Source organism: Gordonia sp. DT30 (assembly GCF_049844915.1).
Taxonomy (GTDB): Bacteria; Actinomycetota; Actinomycetes; order Mycobacteriales; family Mycobacteriaceae; genus Gordonia.
In genome coordinates, this window is record NZ_JBNCLY010000007.1 from 96,429 (window position 1) to 112,651 (window position 16,223).

17 protein-coding genes are annotated in these 16,223 nt (G+C 65.2%); 8 read left to right on the forward strand and 9 right to left on the reverse strand.

Annotation, left to right across the window (positions count from 1 at the left end; translation table 11 throughout):
* Positions 1 to 18: 18 nt before the first annotated feature.
* Positions 19 to 1,620, reverse strand: coding sequence for a DUF222 domain-containing protein (locus tag ACLQ3C_RS09145; RefSeq protein ID WP_425704740.1), 1,602 nt, complete (start codon positions 1,618 to 1,620; stop codon positions 19 to 21).
* A 306-nt stretch (positions 1,621 to 1,926) separates the two neighbouring features.
* Between ACLQ3C_RS09145 and msrA the strand changes: the two genes are divergently transcribed.
* Complete coding sequence (gene msrA / locus ACLQ3C_RS09150) at positions 1,927 to 2,487, forward strand: peptide-methionine (S)-S-oxide reductase MsrA (protein WP_425704741.1); 561 nt, start codon at positions 1,927 to 1,929, stop codon at positions 2,485 to 2,487.
* Between the two features lie 13 nt (positions 2,488 to 2,500).
* Here msrA and ACLQ3C_RS09155 read toward each other — a convergent pair whose 3' ends face one another.
* The 6 genes from ACLQ3C_RS09155 to ACLQ3C_RS09180 form a co-directional block, all read right to left on the reverse strand.
* Positions 2,501 to 2,950, reverse strand: coding sequence for an SRPBCC family protein (locus ACLQ3C_RS09155; RefSeq protein WP_425704840.1), 450 nt, complete (start codon positions 2,948 to 2,950; stop codon positions 2,501 to 2,503).
* 47 nt (positions 2,951 to 2,997) lie between these two features.
* Entirely contained in the window at positions 2,998 to 5,610 is a 2,613-nt protein-coding gene (locus ACLQ3C_RS09160) for a dipeptide ABC transporter ATP-binding protein (RefSeq protein WP_425704742.1), read from the reverse strand.
* Positions 5,607 to 6,572, reverse strand: a complete 966-nt coding sequence (locus ACLQ3C_RS09165; RefSeq protein ID WP_425704743.1) for an ABC transporter permease — start codon at positions 6,570 to 6,572, stop codon at positions 5,607 to 5,609. Before ACLQ3C_RS09165 ends, ACLQ3C_RS09160 begins: the two co-directional genes overlap by 4 nt.
* A complete protein-coding gene (locus tag ACLQ3C_RS09170; protein WP_425704744.1) occupies positions 6,569 to 8,167 on the reverse strand; it encodes an ABC transporter substrate-binding protein in 1,599 nt (532 codons plus the stop codon). Before ACLQ3C_RS09170 ends, ACLQ3C_RS09165 begins: the two co-directional genes overlap by 4 nt.
* Positions 8,168 to 8,457: 290 nt before the next feature.
* Entirely contained in the window at positions 8,458 to 8,721 is a 264-nt protein-coding gene (locus ACLQ3C_RS09175; RefSeq protein ID WP_425704745.1) for a hypothetical protein, read from the reverse strand.
* A gap of 120 nt (positions 8,722 to 8,841) precedes the next feature.
* Positions 8,842 to 9,243: a winged helix-turn-helix transcriptional regulator gene (locus tag ACLQ3C_RS09180; RefSeq protein WP_425704746.1), complete on the reverse strand. Its 402-nt coding sequence runs from the start codon at positions 9,241 to 9,243 to the stop codon at positions 8,842 to 8,844.
* Between the two features lie 109 nt (positions 9,244 to 9,352).
* Between ACLQ3C_RS09180 and ACLQ3C_RS09185 the strand changes: the two genes are divergently transcribed.
* The 5 genes from ACLQ3C_RS09185 (at position 9,353) to ACLQ3C_RS09205 (ending at position 13,628) form a co-directional block, all read left to right on the forward strand.
* Entirely contained in the window at positions 9,353 to 10,867 is a 1,515-nt protein-coding gene (locus tag ACLQ3C_RS09185) for an MFS transporter (protein WP_425704747.1), read from the forward strand.
* Positions 10,868 to 10,922: 55 nt separating this feature from the next.
* On the forward strand, positions 10,923 to 11,354 hold the full coding sequence (locus ACLQ3C_RS09190) for a hypothetical protein (RefSeq protein WP_425704748.1): 432 nt from the start codon (positions 10,923 to 10,925) through the stop codon (positions 11,352 to 11,354).
* Between the two features lie 107 nt (positions 11,355 to 11,461).
* Positions 11,462 to 12,757, forward strand: a complete 1,296-nt coding sequence (locus ACLQ3C_RS09195; RefSeq protein WP_425704749.1) for an amidase domain-containing protein — start codon at positions 11,462 to 11,464, stop codon at positions 12,755 to 12,757.
* A 32-nt stretch (positions 12,758 to 12,789) separates the two neighbouring features.
* Positions 12,790 to 13,137 (forward strand): hypothetical protein, encoded by a 348-nt coding sequence (locus ACLQ3C_RS09200; protein ID WP_425704750.1) that lies wholly within the window; start codon positions 12,790 to 12,792, stop codon positions 13,135 to 13,137.
* Entirely contained in the window at positions 13,134 to 13,628 is a 495-nt protein-coding gene (locus tag ACLQ3C_RS09205) for a hypothetical protein (protein WP_425704751.1), read from the forward strand. Before ACLQ3C_RS09200 ends, ACLQ3C_RS09205 begins: the two co-directional genes overlap by 4 nt.
* An 89-nt stretch (positions 13,629 to 13,717) precedes the next feature.
* On the opposite strand, the gene ACLQ3C_RS09210 is transcribed toward ACLQ3C_RS09205, so the two are convergent.
* Positions 13,718 to 13,972 carry a hypothetical protein gene (locus ACLQ3C_RS09210; RefSeq protein ID WP_425704752.1) on the reverse strand — a complete coding sequence of 85 codons (255 nt, stop codon included), beginning with the start codon at positions 13,970 to 13,972 and terminating at the stop codon, positions 13,718 to 13,720.
* 330 nt (positions 13,973 to 14,302) lie between these two features.
* On the opposite strand from ACLQ3C_RS09210, the gene ACLQ3C_RS09215 reads away from it, so the two are divergent.
* Both ACLQ3C_RS09215 and ACLQ3C_RS09220 read left to right on the forward strand, forming a co-directional pair.
* Positions 14,303 to 14,884, forward strand: a complete 582-nt coding sequence (locus ACLQ3C_RS09215; RefSeq protein ID WP_425704753.1) for a hypothetical protein — start codon at positions 14,303 to 14,305, stop codon at positions 14,882 to 14,884.
* Between the two features lie 98 nt (positions 14,885 to 14,982).
* A complete protein-coding gene (locus tag ACLQ3C_RS09220) occupies positions 14,983 to 15,432 on the forward strand; it encodes a DUF2867 domain-containing protein (protein WP_425704754.1) in 450 nt (149 codons plus the stop codon).
* A gap of 315 nt (positions 15,433 to 15,747) precedes the next feature.
* Here ACLQ3C_RS09220 and ACLQ3C_RS09225 read toward each other — a convergent pair whose 3' ends face one another.
* A complete protein-coding gene (locus ACLQ3C_RS09225; protein WP_425704755.1) occupies positions 15,748 to 15,969 on the reverse strand; it encodes a hypothetical protein in 222 nt (73 codons plus the stop codon).
* Positions 15,970 to 16,223: the final 254 nt, after the last annotated feature.

Below are 16,223 nucleotides of genomic sequence, written 5' to 3' on the forward strand. Positions count from 1 at the left end.
GCGTCGCGTACCCCGGCTTCAGAACGGTGGGGGATCCGCGTCCTGGGCGGCGTGGTAGGCGGCGTGGTGTGTGGCGCTCGCTGCGGTGCGTGGTGCGGTGAAGCGTGCGGCGATGCGCGGGTCGGGTGGTGTGCCCGGCCCGGCGCGTCGGTGCAGGGCGGGGAACAGGTCGCGGCCGGTGTAGGCGTTGCCGGCGAAGATGTAGCCGTCCGGGGATTGGAAGAACACCGCCCCCATAGGTGTTTGGTGATCACGCCACCCGACGGCGAAGGTCTTGTGCCGGTGGTGAAACCGGCACAACGGTTTGATGTTGTGTTCAGCGGTCTTCCCACCGGCGGACGGATCGGTCTTGTCGAACGGGATGGTGTGGTCGAGGTCGGCGGCCCGAACCTTGTTGGTGCAGCCGGGAAAGGTGCAACACAATTCGCCGGCCAGGACGAGTTCCCGCAGTTTACGGGGGATCTCGTAGGTGTGCTCGACCGCGGTGCGTGCGGCTGCGCGCTGAGCGGCAGGATCGCCGGGATGAATGTAGGTGCGTTTGGCCTCGGTGAGCAGGCTCCGGGCGATGTCGGCGTCGAGGACGCCGTGTCCGTCGAGGAACGCCGGATCCTCATCGAGGCCGAGCAGCGTCGACAGGTTCACCACAATGTGAAACTGCGGCCGCGGCGCATGAGTGTGACCACAATCGGCAGGCTGGGCCGCCGCGTCGGGTTCCACCTCGACCTCGACTTGGGCCTCGGTCTCGGTCTCGGTCTCCGGCTCCGGTTGCGGGTCGGTGCAGGCGAGGCATTCACACGCCAGGTGTTGGTGACCGCGGGCCAGCGCGATGAGTGCGTCGGCGCGTTGCTGCGATGCGGACCGCGGATCGGCGCGGTGCACGGCGGTGATCATCGCATCGAGGCGGGCATCCAACACGGCGGCCTGGGCGGCCGGTAGCTGTCCGGATATCACCGAGTGGCCAGGCATCTCGCGGTGCGGGCGGATGCGGATGTGGCGTTTCTGGTCGGCGGTGTCGCGGCGGCGCCGCACCGCGGCCGGGTCGATGCGGGTGATGGTGGCGTCGATCATGGTGCGGAAGCGGGTCATCGACATCGGATCGCGGCCCGCGATCTGCTCGGCCAGCGCCGCATCCAACGACTGGGCGTGCTCGTCGGCGACCATGTCGGTGCGGGACACGATCTCCTGAAAACGCGATAGGTCGATACGCCCCGCCGCCAACTGCTTACCGGTTTCGGGTAGCCGATACATCATCGAGGCGCCGGTTTCGATCATCCGTTTCGCTTGTGCCGGTGGCAGCGTCAGGACGGCACCCACCTCGGCAATCGCGGTGGTCAAACCGTCCGGGCCCAGGCGGGCGATCCGATCTCTCCCGTCGGCGAGCAGTCGCGCCAACTCGTCGGTGTCGGTAAGGCCGGCGGGGACGGTGACCTCGCCGCTGCCGATCTCGCGGTACACGCGTTCGAGGTACTCGTATTCACGGTCCTCATACATCAGCAACGCCGCCTGCAACATGCGGTAATCCATGGAGGACTTCGCCGACTGGCAGTGATAGAGCACCTCGACCAGTTCCCGCGAGTACAGCTTGTTGTCATCGGCCAACTGCGTGAACAGAGACTCCACTCGAGACCCGGAAATCCCTGTCACACCGATGCTTTCATCGGCGTGGCCTGGGACTTCGCCGCCGGTGTGGTCCATACCCGAAACCATACGGGGAGGGTCTGACAACTTTGTCCCGGAAGCACTGAACACGCTTGTGCCGTAGATCGGCGTCACCCAGTGGCAGCGATCTACGGCGCTGATCGAATCACGGCTTAAGACACCGGGCCGGGACCAAAATGGGCATCCCTGCTGTTCTCCTATGACAGGAGCAGTGCTATCACCACATCCGCCGCTGCCCGAGCCCGACACCACGAAGGAGAATCCCTGATGACCAGCGGAAACCACGACTCCGGACAGATCACCCGCACGGCCGGCACCGAGACCGCCGTCCTCGCCGGCGGGTGCTTCTGGGGCATGGAAGATCTGATCCGCCGACAGCCGGGTGTACTGGCCACCCGCGTCGGCTACACCGGCGGGACCAACGATCACGCGACCTACCGCAACCACCCCGGACATGCGGAGGCCGTGGAGATCGTGTTCGACCCGGCGCAAACGACGTACCGCGACATTCTGGCGTTCTTCTTCCAGATCCATGATCCGACGACGAAGGACCGCCAGGGCAACGACGTCGGCAGCAGCTACCGCTCGGCGATCTTCCCGTTGGACGCCCGGCAGGAGCAGATCGCGCGGGACACGATCGCCGACGTCGACGCGTCCGGACTGTGGCCCGGTACGGCGGTCACGACCGTCGAATCACCGGGACCGTTCTGGGAGGCCGAGCCCGAACATCAGGACTACCTCCAGCGTTACCCGGCCGGGTACACCTGCCACTTCCCCCGACCGGGATGGGTGCTGCCACGGCGGGGCGAGACGCCCTCGGCGCCATGATGTCTCGCGTCGGTCAGTGGGACTGTTCGGCCAACTTGGCCAGGTTGTCGATCGACGCGCGCAGGCGCTCGGCGGTGGTGGTGCGCGCCCGTTCCATCCGGCCCGGGTCGGTCAACTCGGTCCAGTCGTAGGTGTGGGTGACCCGGACGTGCGTGTCGTCGATCGGCTCGATCTCCCACCGCCACAGATGCCCGGGGCTCGGCTTGCCCGGTTCACTGGGCAGCCAGGCGATCAGCCGTCCTTCGTCGAACTCGACGACCTGGTTGTCGCGCACCGCGTCGTTGGTCAACCGCATCGAGAAGGTCTCCCCTACTCCATGGATCCGCCCGCCGCCGACGAGTTCGGCAAGATTGTCGTTGCCGTCCCAGTCGGGCTGGCGGGCCGGATCGGCGATCAGCTCGAAAACCGTTGCGGCGTCGGCCGAGATGTCGTGGGTGGCGGATCGAATGCGCTCGTCGGTGATTGACACACCCGAGAGCCTAGCGTGGACCTCCCCCTCGCCACCACCATTCACGCACGCTGCGGCGTATCCGGCGGGATGGCCGCCAACAGCTTTCTCGTGTAATCGGTTTCGGGATCGTGCAGGATCCTGGCGGCGGGACCCTGCTCGACGACACGTCCATTCTGCATCACCGCGACGGTGTCGCTGATCTGCTCCACGACTGCGAGATCATGGGCGATGAAGAGGTAGGTCAGCCCCTTCTCCCGCTGCAACTCGGCCAGCAGATCGAGCACCGCCGACTGCACCGAGACATCGAGGGAAGACGTCGACTCGTCGAGGATCAGCACGTCGGGGTCGGAGGCCAACGCACGTGCGAGACACACCCGTTGACGCTGCCCGCCGGACATCTCATGCGGATACCGCCGCAGGAACGACGAATCCAGACCGACGTCGCCGAGCAATTGTGCGGCCCGCTCGCGCACCGCGTCGCGTCCTGCCGCAAGTTTGTGAATGCGCAATGGCTCGGCGATCGAAGCTGCCGCGGTCATACGCGGATCGAGGGACGCGCCCGGATCCTGGAACACCATCGCCACGCGCCGGCGCAAGACGGCGGCGTCGGAACCCCGGACACCGACGGCGTTGATGACGCGTCCGTCGACCCGCACCTCGATGCTGCCGTGGACGCTGGTACCCGACCCGCTGCGCACGAGTCCGCTCAGGACACCGGCGATGGTCGACTTCCCCGACCCGGACTCCCCCACGATCCCCAGCGTGGTGCCCGCCGCGACGTCGAGGTCGACGCCGCGGACCGCGGCCAGGGTATCGCGCCCGGTCGAACGACGGATGGTGAAGTCGACGCCGAGCCCCCGCATCGATACCTGTGGCGCATGCTCTTCTGCAGCAACATCTTCCGACGCAGCGCGGTGGGTGACGTCACGCAACAGCGGCCGCGAGTCCAGCAACGTCCGCGTGTAGTCGTTCTTCGGATGGGCGAAGATCTCGCTCACCGAACCGGTTTCGACAACCGCTCCGGCCCGCATCACCAGCACGCGATCGGCGATCCGCCCGATCACACCGAGATCGTGGCTGATCCACACGACGGCCATTCCGCGTTGGCGCTGCAGGTCGGCGACGAGGTCGATGATCTGAGCCTGGGTGGTGACGTCGAGGGCGGTGGTGGCCTCGTCGGCGATGAGTATCTCGGGGTCGCAGGCGAGCGCGATCGCGATCATCACCCGCTGCCGCTGGCCTCCCGAGAGCTGATGCGGATATGCCCGCAGCCGGGATTCCGGATCGGGCAACCGCACGTCCCGCAACAACTTCAGCGCGCGCTCACGTGCCTGGGATCGGCTGAGCCCGAGATGGTGCCGCGGCCCCTCGGTGAGTTGCTGCTCGATGGTGAGCAGCGGATTCAGACTCGACGACGGGTCCTGGAACACGAATCCCACCCGGGCGCCGTGCATTGCGCGCAGCACCGCGTCGGAGGCCGCGATGACCTCGGTGTCACCGATCCGGGAGGTGCCGGTGATCCAGGCGCTCGGCGCGTCGAAAAGGCCGGTCGCCGAGAGCACCGACAGCGACTTTCCCGAGCCGGATTCCCCCACGATGCCCAGTGTTTCGCCCGCGGCGACGGCGAAACCGATGCCGTGCACGATCTCTCGTGATCCCACCCCGACGACGAGGTCCGCGACCGTCCAGACCGCCGCGTCATCGGAGTCCGGACGCCGCGAGGTATCCGGCATCGGGGACGACGGTGCCACGGCATTTCGGGCGCGGCGCCGGGATCGCCGGGTTCCGCGGTTGCGCAGGATGGTTCGCTGCCGCGGATCGAGCACGTCGCGCACACCGTCGCCGATGAGGTTGAACGCGAAGACGGTCAACAAGATGGCCAGACCCGGGTAGACACCCATCCACCAGGCGCTGGTGATGAACCCCTGGGCGTCGTAGAGCATGCGGCCCCATGAGGGTTCCGGCGGCTGCACACCGAGACCGAGAAAGGACAACGCAGCCTCGGAGAGGATCGCGAACGCCAGGGAGATGGAGGTCTGGACGACGACGGGCCCCGAGATGTTCGGCAGCACATGGGCAAACAGGGTCCGCGGCGTGGAGACACCCATCGTGGTGGCCGCCTGTACATACTGTGATTGGCGTACCCGCAGGGTGTCGGCGCGGGCGACCCGGGCGAAGATCGGGACGTAGACGATGCCGATCGCCACCGTCGCCGAGGTGACACCGGGGCCGAGGATCGCGACGATCGCCAACGCCAGCAGCATCACCGGAAACGAGAACATCACGTCGACGATGCGCATGAGCACGGTGTCGACGATGCCGCCGACGAAGCCGGAGAACATGCCCAGCACCACCCCGACGACCAGCGAGATGGCCACGGCCACCACGGCCACCCGCATGCTCACCGACGCGGCGAGCACCACCCGCGAGAACACGTCGCGGCCGAGATCGTCGGTGCCGAACAGGTGCGTCCACGTCGGTGCGGCCAACGCGTCGGGCACATTGATGTCGTTGGCTCCGTACGGAGCGATCAGCGGGCCCGCGACGGCGCAGACGATGACCACCACAATCACGACGAGGCCGACCACCGACGCCCGGTTGCGCAGGAACAGCCGCCACGCGGAGTCGGTCGAACCCGCAGCGTCGGTGGCTGAATCCGTCGTGGTGGTCATGAGAGCCGAATCCTCGGATCGATGAGGGCATAGAGCACGTCGACGACGAGATTGACGATGAGGAAGATCGCGGCGATCAGGAGGATGGCACCCTGCAGCATCGGGTAGTCGCGGGCGGCGACGGAGTCGTAGACGAGCTTGCCCAGGCCGGGCCACGCGAAGACGACCTCGACGACGATCACGCCGCCGAGCAGCGCGGCGAGCTGGATCCCGGAAATCGTGAGTACGGGCACCAACGCGTTGCGGCCGATGTGGGACACCAGCACTCGGCGACGACTCAGGCCCTTGGACCGGGCGGTGGTGACGAAGGGCGCGTTGGCGGCCTCGAGTACCGCTGTCCGCACATACCGGGTCATGATGGCGCCGGTGACCGCACCGATGGTGATCGCGGGCAGCACAATGTGTTCCAGCCACGGCACCGGTCCGGCGGACAGCGGTCGGTACCCCGCCGACGGCAGCCAGCCCAGCGCCGTCGAGAAGACCGCGATCAGCAGGATGCCCATCCAGAAGTCCGGAACCGAGAGACCGAACTGTGACAGCACCCGAATGCTGTTGTCGGCCATGCGCCCTTCCCGCATCGCCGCCCAGGTTCCCAGCGGGATGGAGATGACCAGGGCGACGACGATGGCCGCGATGGCCAGCGCGATGGTGGCCGGTAGTCGTTCGAGCAGCGTCGTCGTGACCGGTTCGCCGTTGCGGAAACTCACGCCCAGATCGCCGGTGAACACGTTTCCGATGTAGTGGAACAGTTGCGTCAAGGGCGGCTGATCGAGCCCCGACGCGTGCCGCAGCGAGGCGTAGGCCTCCGGCGTGTACCGCGTGCCCAGTGCGATGCGCACCGGATCGCCGGGCACCACCTGGATGAGCAGGAACACCACCACGATCACGCCGAGCAGGACCACCGCCGAGTACAGCAGCCTCTTCAGGACGAAACGGGCCAGCGGCCAACCGCATCCGTTCATGCGCCACGACTCCTGTCCAGGCGTGCATCACGGAAGCGGACCGCCTTGTCCGACCGCACGGTGTAGTCGAGCAGCGCAGTGGTGTGCGCCTGGGTGGCCGAGGGATTGTAGAGATACAGGTAGCTGACGTCGTCGGCGATGCGGGTCGCCGCGTCGGCATAGATCTGCTTGCGCGTGGCGACGTCGAGCTCGGTGCGCCCGGCGTCGAGCAGCCGATCGACGGTCGGATTGGCGTACTTCTGCGAGTTGGATGTGCCCTTCGAGTGATGCTGGGCGTAGTAGTAGTCATCGGGGTCGATGTTGCCGAGCCAGCCGAGCAGCAGGGCGTCGAACTTCCCCTGCGATTGCCGGTCGAGCCACACCCCGAAATCGAGCTGTTCGATGCTGACGTCGATGCCGACGTCGGCGAGGTTCGAGGCGATGACCTGTGCGGCGGTGACCGTTTCGGGGTATTCGGTGGTGACCATGAGTCCCATGTGCAGCGAGCGCACCCCGGCCTGCCGGAGCAGGCCACGTGCTTTGTCCTGTGCGGCATTCCGATCCAACCCCGCGGTGTAGCGGTCGTAGCGGGTGAACCACGGACTCGTGGACGGAATCGCGAGCTGATTCGGTGTCGCGGTGCCGTAGCCGACGACCTGCGCGATGGACGGCCGGTCGATCGCATAGGCGACTGCCTGCCGAACCCTGGTGTCGTCGAAGGGTTTCCGAGTGTAGTTCATCGTGACGTACCAGTAGTCGTTGGCGGTCACGGTGCCGAGGGTCACCGCGTCGTCGCCACGCAGGACGCGGAGTTGTTGTGCGGGAATCGCATCGGTCCAGTCGATCTCGCCGGACCGCAGCGCCGACACCGCGGTGGTGCCCTGCGAGATGAAGCTGAACGCGACCGCGCCGACGTGCGGGCCACCCGACCAGTGGCCCGGGCGTGCCTTGAGGACGATGGACGTTCCGGGAGAGCCGGATTCGTAGGCGAAGGGGCCGGTGCCGATCGGCCGGGTGGCGATCTCACCGGATTCCACGTTGCGGCGGTTCACGATCGCCATGCCCTTGAATCCGCCGATCGTCGCCAGCAGGTTCGGACTCGGTGTCCGGGTGGTCAGGACGACGGTCTGCTCGTCGGTCTTCTCGACGGTCGCGACATTCTCCAATCGCCATGCGCTGGCGAGTTGTTGGTCGATGATGCGCCGATAGGAGTACACGACGTCGTCGGCGGTCAACGGGTCACCGTTGTGGAATCGGACGCCCGGCCGCAGCGCGAACGTCCACCGCGTGGCATCGGGACTGATGTCCCAGCGCTCCGCGAGCGCCGGCACCATCTGCAGGACGCCGTTCGGCTCCACCAGGGTGTCGAAGACGTTCTCCAGGACCTCGAACGAGAAGTAGGCGCTGGTCTTGTGTGGGTCGAGCTGATCGGGTTCGCCCGCGATGGCCGCGCGAATCGTGTTGTCGGAGTCCGCGAGACCTGTCCCGGAAGCACATCCGGCCAGCGACCACGCACCGATCAGCCCCGCACCGGCCGCCGACAACGACAGGAACCGCCGTCGGCTGATCTGGGCCGACGCGACCGATGACCGGCACTGTTGGTGCGCATCGGCCATGCGGCCCATTCCCTCCCGCGCCCCCGGGGCGCCCGTGGTCAGTGATTCGCAGTGTGCCCGTACCTGCACGACTCCGCAAACCGGCGGCGTGTCGGCGACCGGGCTCGCCCATGGCGAAGCACGCTCGGGCCACACCCGTGGAAGAGCCTGTTCGCCGATGCCGTTCCGGCCCAGGCCGATCCGCCTCGGTCGGTCGACGACATCGGAGATGCGCTGACGTCCACCGCGCATGCGCTGGACCTCATGGAGCCATGAATGCCAAACCCGCTCTGTCTCAACCGCTTATCTTCTCAGCCGATCAGCCAGCCGACGATGGCAGCGGCCCCGAGGTAGAAGAAGTAGACGCCCAGCGCGAGGACCACGACGAATATCGCGCCCACCGGCACGACGCCCCACCGCTGTGCCCACGGCCCGAGATCCCCGATATGCAGCAACGCTTCCGCCAGCAGTCCACAACCGATGACGAAAAGCATCGCGCGAACGACGTTGGCGCACGTTCCGGCATTACGCATCGCAGGTGCGGATGCGTCCTCACCCCTATCGCCCCATCCCATGCCACCCACCTCCCTTGTGCGTCTCGTCGGCAGTCAGGAGGTGTAGACGCACCCGGCACACCGATCTGCACGCGAACGTGTCCAGCGTCACCTACGCGTCGACCGGTGAGGCGGGAGCAGCTACGGCATGGGCCGATCGGATGCGTCGTAGGCGGCGCGGGAGCCGAGCACGTGGTCGAGGCGCTCGTCAGACCATTTGACGAGTGCGGCGAAGACCGGCGAAAGACTGCGGCCGAGGTCGGTGATCTCGTATTCGACCCGCGGCGGGATCTCGGGGTAGGTCGTCCGGGTGACCAGGCCGTCGCGCTCGAGCTGCCGGAGACGCTGGGTGAGGACCTTGGCCGTGATACCACCGACAAGGTCGCGAAGGTCGTTGAACCGTTGCCGCCCATGACTGTTCAGCTGCCAGAGGATCGGCGTGGTCCAGCGGCTGAAGACGATGTCGACCACGGGCGTGATCGGGCAGCCGGCAGCCGCGGAGTGGCCGGTCTGTTCGTCCTCAAGGTCGACATGCGCCGTCATGATCTGCCTCACACTCGTGTCGGTTTCCTCTAGGTACCTAGTGTACGCAGGGAACTAGCGTCGTCTCGTGTCTGCTTCCGCACGACCACTTTTCCCAAGGAGACGAACCATGTCCGACCACAGCCACATGAAACGAGAGCTACCTGCTCATCCAACCCAGTCCGTCGACCCACCGATTGATGCTGGTCGACCGGGCATCGCGGCCGGCGTGACGCGGCCCGGCTTGGTGCTGGCCTTCTTGTCGATCGCGCAGTTCATGGTGTTCCTCGATGTCAGCATCGTGAATGTCGCGTTGCCGTCGATCGCCGAAGCGCTGGGTATCCACGAGGTGAACCTGCCCTACGTCGTGACGCTCTACGGCACCGTTCTCGGCGGGTGCCTGCTGTTCGGCTCTCGCTTGGCCGACATGTTCGGCCGCCGACGGATGCTGCAGGTCGGCCTCGCAGTCTTCGGGGCCGCGTCGCTGGCTGCCGGGATCGCGCAGGACCAGAGCCTGCTGTTCGTCGCGCGTGGCCTACAGGGCCTGGGCTCGGCGATGATCGCACCGGCCGCGCTCTCGACCCTGACCACGACTTTCGTCGGCGGCAAGGAACGCGCGAAGGCGTTGGGCGTGTGGGGCGCGTTGACCGGCATCGCGTCGGTGGCCGGCGTGACTCTGGGTGGGGTCCTGTCCGACGGTCCCGGGTGGCGATGGATCTTCTTCATCAACGTCCCGATCGCGCTGGCCGCGGTGCTTCTCGCACCCCGCGTGCTGCCGGAGAGCCGGGGGCCACGGCAACGCTTCGACACCTTCGGCGCGGTGCTGCTCACCGGTGGACTGCTTACCCTGCTCTACGCGTTGGAGGAAGCCATCAGTCACGGGTGGACCGATGTGGTCGTTCTGGTCTGCCTCGGGGTGGCTGCTGCGCTTCTGGCCGGGTTCGTGGTGGTGGAGCGCCGTGCTGCCGCGCCGTTGGTGCCCTTCGCCGTGTTCGCCATCCGGACCCTGCGGTACGCCAACCTGGCCACCCTGTTCCTGCTCGGGACGGTGGTGACCGTCTTCTTCTTCGCCAGCATGTTCCTGCAGCAGGTTCTGGGTTACTCGCCGCTGCAGACCGGATTGGCCTACGTCCCGCTCGCACTCGTGGTCGCCGTCGGCGCCGGCCTCGCCTCGGGTCTGGTGGCCAAGGTTCCGGGGAAGATCGTCCTCGTCGTCGGACTCGTCCTGGTGGTCACCGCGCTGGTGCTGCTGGCACGGATGCCGAGCTCGGCCTCCTATCTCACCGGTGTGCTCCCGGTGTTCCTGCTCACCGGTATCGGCATGGGACTCTCCTTCGTCCCGCTCCAGATCGCCGCCCAGGTCGGCGTCCCCGAGGAGCGGGCCGGGCTCGCCGCCGGTCTGATCAACACCAGCCAAGAGGTCGGCGGCGCCCTGGGCGTCGCGGTTGCGGCCACCTACGCATTCCGCCGTGTCGACGAGCTCACCGCGGCCGCCGGCGGCCACCCAGCGCTCATAGCGGCGGCGCGGACGACGGTCTTCCACGACGGGTTTGCCGCCGGCGCCGGGTTCGCCCTCGCCGCACTGCTCGTCGCACTCGTCCTGCTGCCCACCATTCCCAAACATGACGGCCCCATCGCCGCCTGATGCACGACTCGCGATGGTGAAGCTCACCGAACCCGGGGCGGTAGTGTCCTGTTCGGTGAGCACCACCGAGCCCGCAGATACACCGCGCCGATCGCCGGTCAATCGGCGAGGCATTTCTTGGCCGCAGCCGAACAGCCATGTCGCGCTGACCTTTTGGGTCGCATGGGTGGTGCTGCTGGTGGTAGCCCTCGTCGTGACGGCAGTCTGCGCGCCGGACGGCCTGGGCTATCCACTCCTGCTCGTACCTTTTCCCGCGCTCTTGATTGCCGCAGTCGTCGTGCCATGGCTCACCCCATGGATGGCGGCCGAAAACGCGTGGGTCACGCTGGTAGCCACAGCCTTCACCGTGACGGTCTCCGGCCTGGCGTGGTTCGGCGCCGGCATCATCATCGGACCGCTGTCCTTTGCCTACGCAGTTGTCGTTCGTGTCGTCCTCGCCATCTACTTCCGACGAACCACTCCCGCTCGGTCCGGACAGCCGGGCTAGAAGACGGCAGCTATCCGAGAACACCGGCAAACTGCCCGAAACGGCCAACTTGGACAGTCGGGACCTGTTGCCTGCCAACGCCTTCGACGGACTAGACTTCCCAAACCGTGGTCACCTTTCCCGAATTGCTCAACGCGAAACCCGACATGTGGATCAGCGCAGCCGACGATCTGCTAGCGGCCGCCAAGCAGTGCGAACGGATCGAAGACGACATCCACTACAACGGCACACGCCCACTCACCGACAACTGGTCGGGGCAGGCGTTCGGCGCGGCGCATGACTCCCTCGTTCGGATCGCAAACCGATCCCAAGTCGCATCGATCCTCGCGCGGGGAGTCGTCGATCCGCTCGACACGCTGGGGCATGCGGTCGGTGTTGCCCAGCGCGAACTACATGCCGCGGTCGACTACGCACGGTCCCGAGGCCTTGATGTCGACAACACCACCGGTGTTGTGACAATCCCCGACGAGCAAGCGGGCGACATTATGCTGTGCTTCGTGCAAGACGAAGCCACCGAGATGATCCAGGCCGCTCTTGCCGCTGCTACACGAGCCGATGGGGACTGCACGACGGCGCTACAGATACTCAAAGCGGATGACAACGACTCGACGACACTAAAGGCTGCCCAAGAGGCACAACAGAAGATCGGAATCGCCAAGGCACTCCAAGAGATGCGCGACCTGATACCGTCCGGTGCGACTCGGGAGGAAGCCTTCCGCTGGTGGTTAAGCCTCACACCACAACAGCAGAACGACTTCGAACGAGCCTGCCCGGTAGAGATTTTCGACTTGAACGGCATACCCGACACCGTCAAGGCGGCCATCGACCGACCCGAAAATGGCTTCAGCTCCGTCGGCGCCGTTCGATGGGCACTCGCACACAGGAACGACGATTCGATTGACGACTACCCGAACAACTGCGCGAACTTCGTGTCATACGCTCTAAGTGAAGGGGGCTCGCTTCCCTATAAGAGCGATCACTCTTTTGCACGCTTCGACCACGATGGCTGGGGTGTTGATGATGACCCATATCTCGACCCGCTCGGCATCAGTGATAATTTCCCCGGGCTTACCCACACCAAGAGCTGGTCGCTAGCCAATGCGCAGAGAGACTTCTTCCTCCACCACGGCGGCGCCAGTATTTCGCCGAACCAAGCACGTCCCGGTGACCTCCCCTATTGGGAGTACACACAGCACGGGGTGACCGAGGATGGTGACCCGATGACCCCAGGTCAGGCCCACCATGCCGCTATCGTGACCGGAGTCCTACCCGATGGCCAGGTGGTCTATACCCAACACACCTCCAACGACACCGATCTCGCATTACAAGGGCGACTTCCTGAAGTGTCGCAATCTGAAGGCCAGCAACACATCACGATCGTCACTCCCAAGCGCACATGGTGACCACAAAATGAGACACAAAGCAGGAGCCTACTATGAGCGATGACAACCTCAGTATCCGTCCCGAAGCAGTCAAATCCACTGGCCATCAACTCGATTCGCTGAGTTCAGAGGCCACCATCAAGACAAACACCTTCTTCACCTCCCAGGAGCCAGCGGCGGCCGCCAACCCGGGATTCGCCGCAGGCCCCGCACTCACCGCATATTCCAGCCAACTTCACGACGAAATCAATAAGTTCATTCGGGATCTGGCCGCGAACGCCCGGTCCATTATCGACGCCGCTCAAACAATTGCAGCCGCCGACGAAGGCAACACTACCGGCTTCAATCGAGAACTGTCCGCCCTCAATGGGCTGACCAAACCGCCGCTACCTGGCGCATGAGCCCATTCTCTCGACTTCGCGCCCCCATCAGGTGGCGCGCCGTCGCATTTCTGCTCATCCCCATCGTCCTCATCGGCGGAGGATTCCTCACCTACCGGCTGGCCTACCAGAACGCCTACCTCCACCGCCAAGACGCCATCGACAACTGTATCGCCGCCGCACGGCGCTCCATCAGCTTCTTCATGGTTCCAGGGCAGAGCGGCCTCACTGCCACCGACATCGCACATATCGCGGCAACCGCCGAGCCTTCCCATGCGAGAACCGTCAAATCGGTGGTCGACGAAGATGCAGCGAGAATCCTCTTCGACTTGAAAAAGACAAAGGACGACGTCCGCGTTACCTGGGAAGTACTGGGTGAATTAACAATTCCCGACGTTGGCGACTCGACCGTCCTTCAACACTACAGCACCTTCGGTTGCTCGATCGTCGTACTCGATGACGGAACCGTCCACGGCCCCCAAATCGCAGGTATCGACCAAAAGTCTCCGTAACCGCGACCGAGCGAGCCCAACCACTCCGATCAGCAACGGGAATGCAACGCCATTGTCGCCCTTGGCATTCCCCGCCACACCTCAACCGATCAGCCAACCCACGATGGCGGCGGCACCAATGCAGACGAAGAGACACCGAGCGCGAGGACCACGACAAATGCCGCACCCACCGGCACGATGCCCCATCGCTGCGTCCACGGCCCGAGATCCCCGATGTGCAGCAACGCTTCCGCCAGCAGTCCACAACCGATGACAAACAGCACCGCGCGGACGACGCCTGCCCACGCTCCGGCGTTGCGCATCGCAGGTGCGGATGCGTCCTCACCCCTATCGGCCAGTCTCATGCCGCCCACCTCCCTTGTGCGTCCCATCGGCAGTCAGGAGGTGTAGACGCGGCCGACACGCCGATCTGCACGCGAACGTGTCCAGCGTCACCCAAGGGCATCTCGCCGGAAACATTCCGCCGCAGCGGCAACTCCGTTCGGTGCGTACCACCCGAGTCGGCAGCGACACCGCCCCGGTCACCGCCCAATCTGGACATCGTCGGGAGTCATTGCCCGCGAGCTATTTCGACCAATTAGACTTCTCCACCATGGTCCGACCTCCCGCGTTGCGCGACGCGATGTCGGCATGTCGCCCGACGCCGCCGACGATCTACCAGCGGGAGCCGAACAGTGCCCACGACGCGGCCTGACCACCCACACCAGGGCGACAATCGCAACCTCCTAGTCGATGCCTCCCACACCCCGGTCACACGCGCACCGGTCCGCCTGCCCACCACCATCAACTGGCGCGCCGTCGCATTCCTGCTCATCCCCATCGTCCTCATCGGCGGAGGAGTCCTCACCTACCGGCTCGCCTACCAGAACGCCTACTTCCACCGCCAAGACGCCATCGACAACTGCATCGCCTCCACACGGCACTCGATCATCTCTCGCCTGGTCCCCGGAGACGACGGCCTCACCGCCGCCCACATCGCGCGTATCGCGGCAACCACCGAGCCCTCTCACATCGCCACCGTCAAGTCCGTCGTCGACGAAGATGCAGCCCAGATACTCTCCGACCTGAACAAGACAAAAGACGACGTCCGCGTGACGTGGGAAGTCAGCGGCGACTTGACGATTCCCGACATTGTTGACTCGGTCAGTCTCCAGCGTGACAGCGCCTTCGGCTGCTCTGTCGTCGTACTCAAGGACGGAACCGTCCACGGTACCCAGGGTGTGGGGGTCAAGAGTAGGTACCCATCGCCAGACTGAACGACACCGAACCCAGTGCAATATTCACCCCAAGAATGTGTTGCCATCGATCACGGTCATCTGTGGTCGACGGATAGGTCACTGAAAGGAGTGCAGGCGTGGTCGCATATTCCGACACACATCGCGTGCCGGTCCCGTCGGGTTGGACCGCAACCGACTTCACGGTGCAGGTGTTGAGTCATGCGCCGCGGTGGCTCACCCGCGTGTTGGACCTGCGCGACAGGTTCATGGGTCGATTGGGCTTTGCCACTCAACCTTCCCGATCGCGAAACGTCGAAGTCATCCCCGGTGGGACTGCAGGACCATTCGTGTTCTCCGAGGTCAACTCTTCGATCGTGCGAGGAGGAAATGCCGACAGGCGGATAGTGTTCGAATCAACGTTCCGCGTCGAGCTGCGGTCGGGAGTTTCCTACGGAGTTCTGGAAACTCAGACCCACAGCGTGGACTGCCTGGGAGCCGCCTACGCAACCATCATTCGGCCGGCACACAAAGCAGTCATGACCTCAGTCCTCCGTTCGGCCATGTCGGGCGTTCGCCTCGACGGGTAAGCCGTCGGGGAGGCAAGAGTAGGTATAGGTAGTAGTCGCCGTCGCAGGTCTCGCGAGGTCGGAGCGACCGGGCCTCACCAGGGTGATGGTCCCCGAAAGAATACGTAGTCCCAGCCCCAGAAAGAGCGGAGCCCCAGAAAGAGAGCAACCCCAGGGTGCCGTAGCCAAACCTGGGGCCAGACGGATCGTCGGAACTCGGGGGGAGAGTTCGGAGAATCCATACCTTGCTCGTCGACGAGCATAGCATCGACGAGGAGACCTTGCCGCGGGCTCGCTCGCAGATTGCGCGAATTCCGTTCCGGCCGTGGCCGTTGGCTAACCTCTCATGCGCTTTGCTTGCGCGCGCACATCGGCGTCATGCGCCATGTCCTGATCGACGAGGGCGGCCACCATCACCGCCAGCGGATCATCAGGACCCGACGGAACCGGCAAACCTTCTGACACCCGCGCCTCGACGATCAGCTCCGCGCTCACCTGCCATGCCGCGCTCACGTTCGGCCAAACCCGCTCCACCAACGCCTCGGTCTCCGCGCTCACCTCGATCAGATCAAACTCCGGGTCGTCCGCCAGCCACTCGGGTCTTCGTTACTCAACACTCGGACTCCCTGTCCGGGCGCGTACCGGAGAGGCATCCGATCTAAAAAATCCCAAATGGCACCCTCACTCGCCGGGACGTTGGGCGCTATTGCGGGTCCATATTCCGGGAGTACGAGTTGCGTTGTGAGGCTCAGTCCGGCGCAGACTCCGCGAGCCAGGACACGCCCTCCGCTATCCGTGACCTCGATGTACCC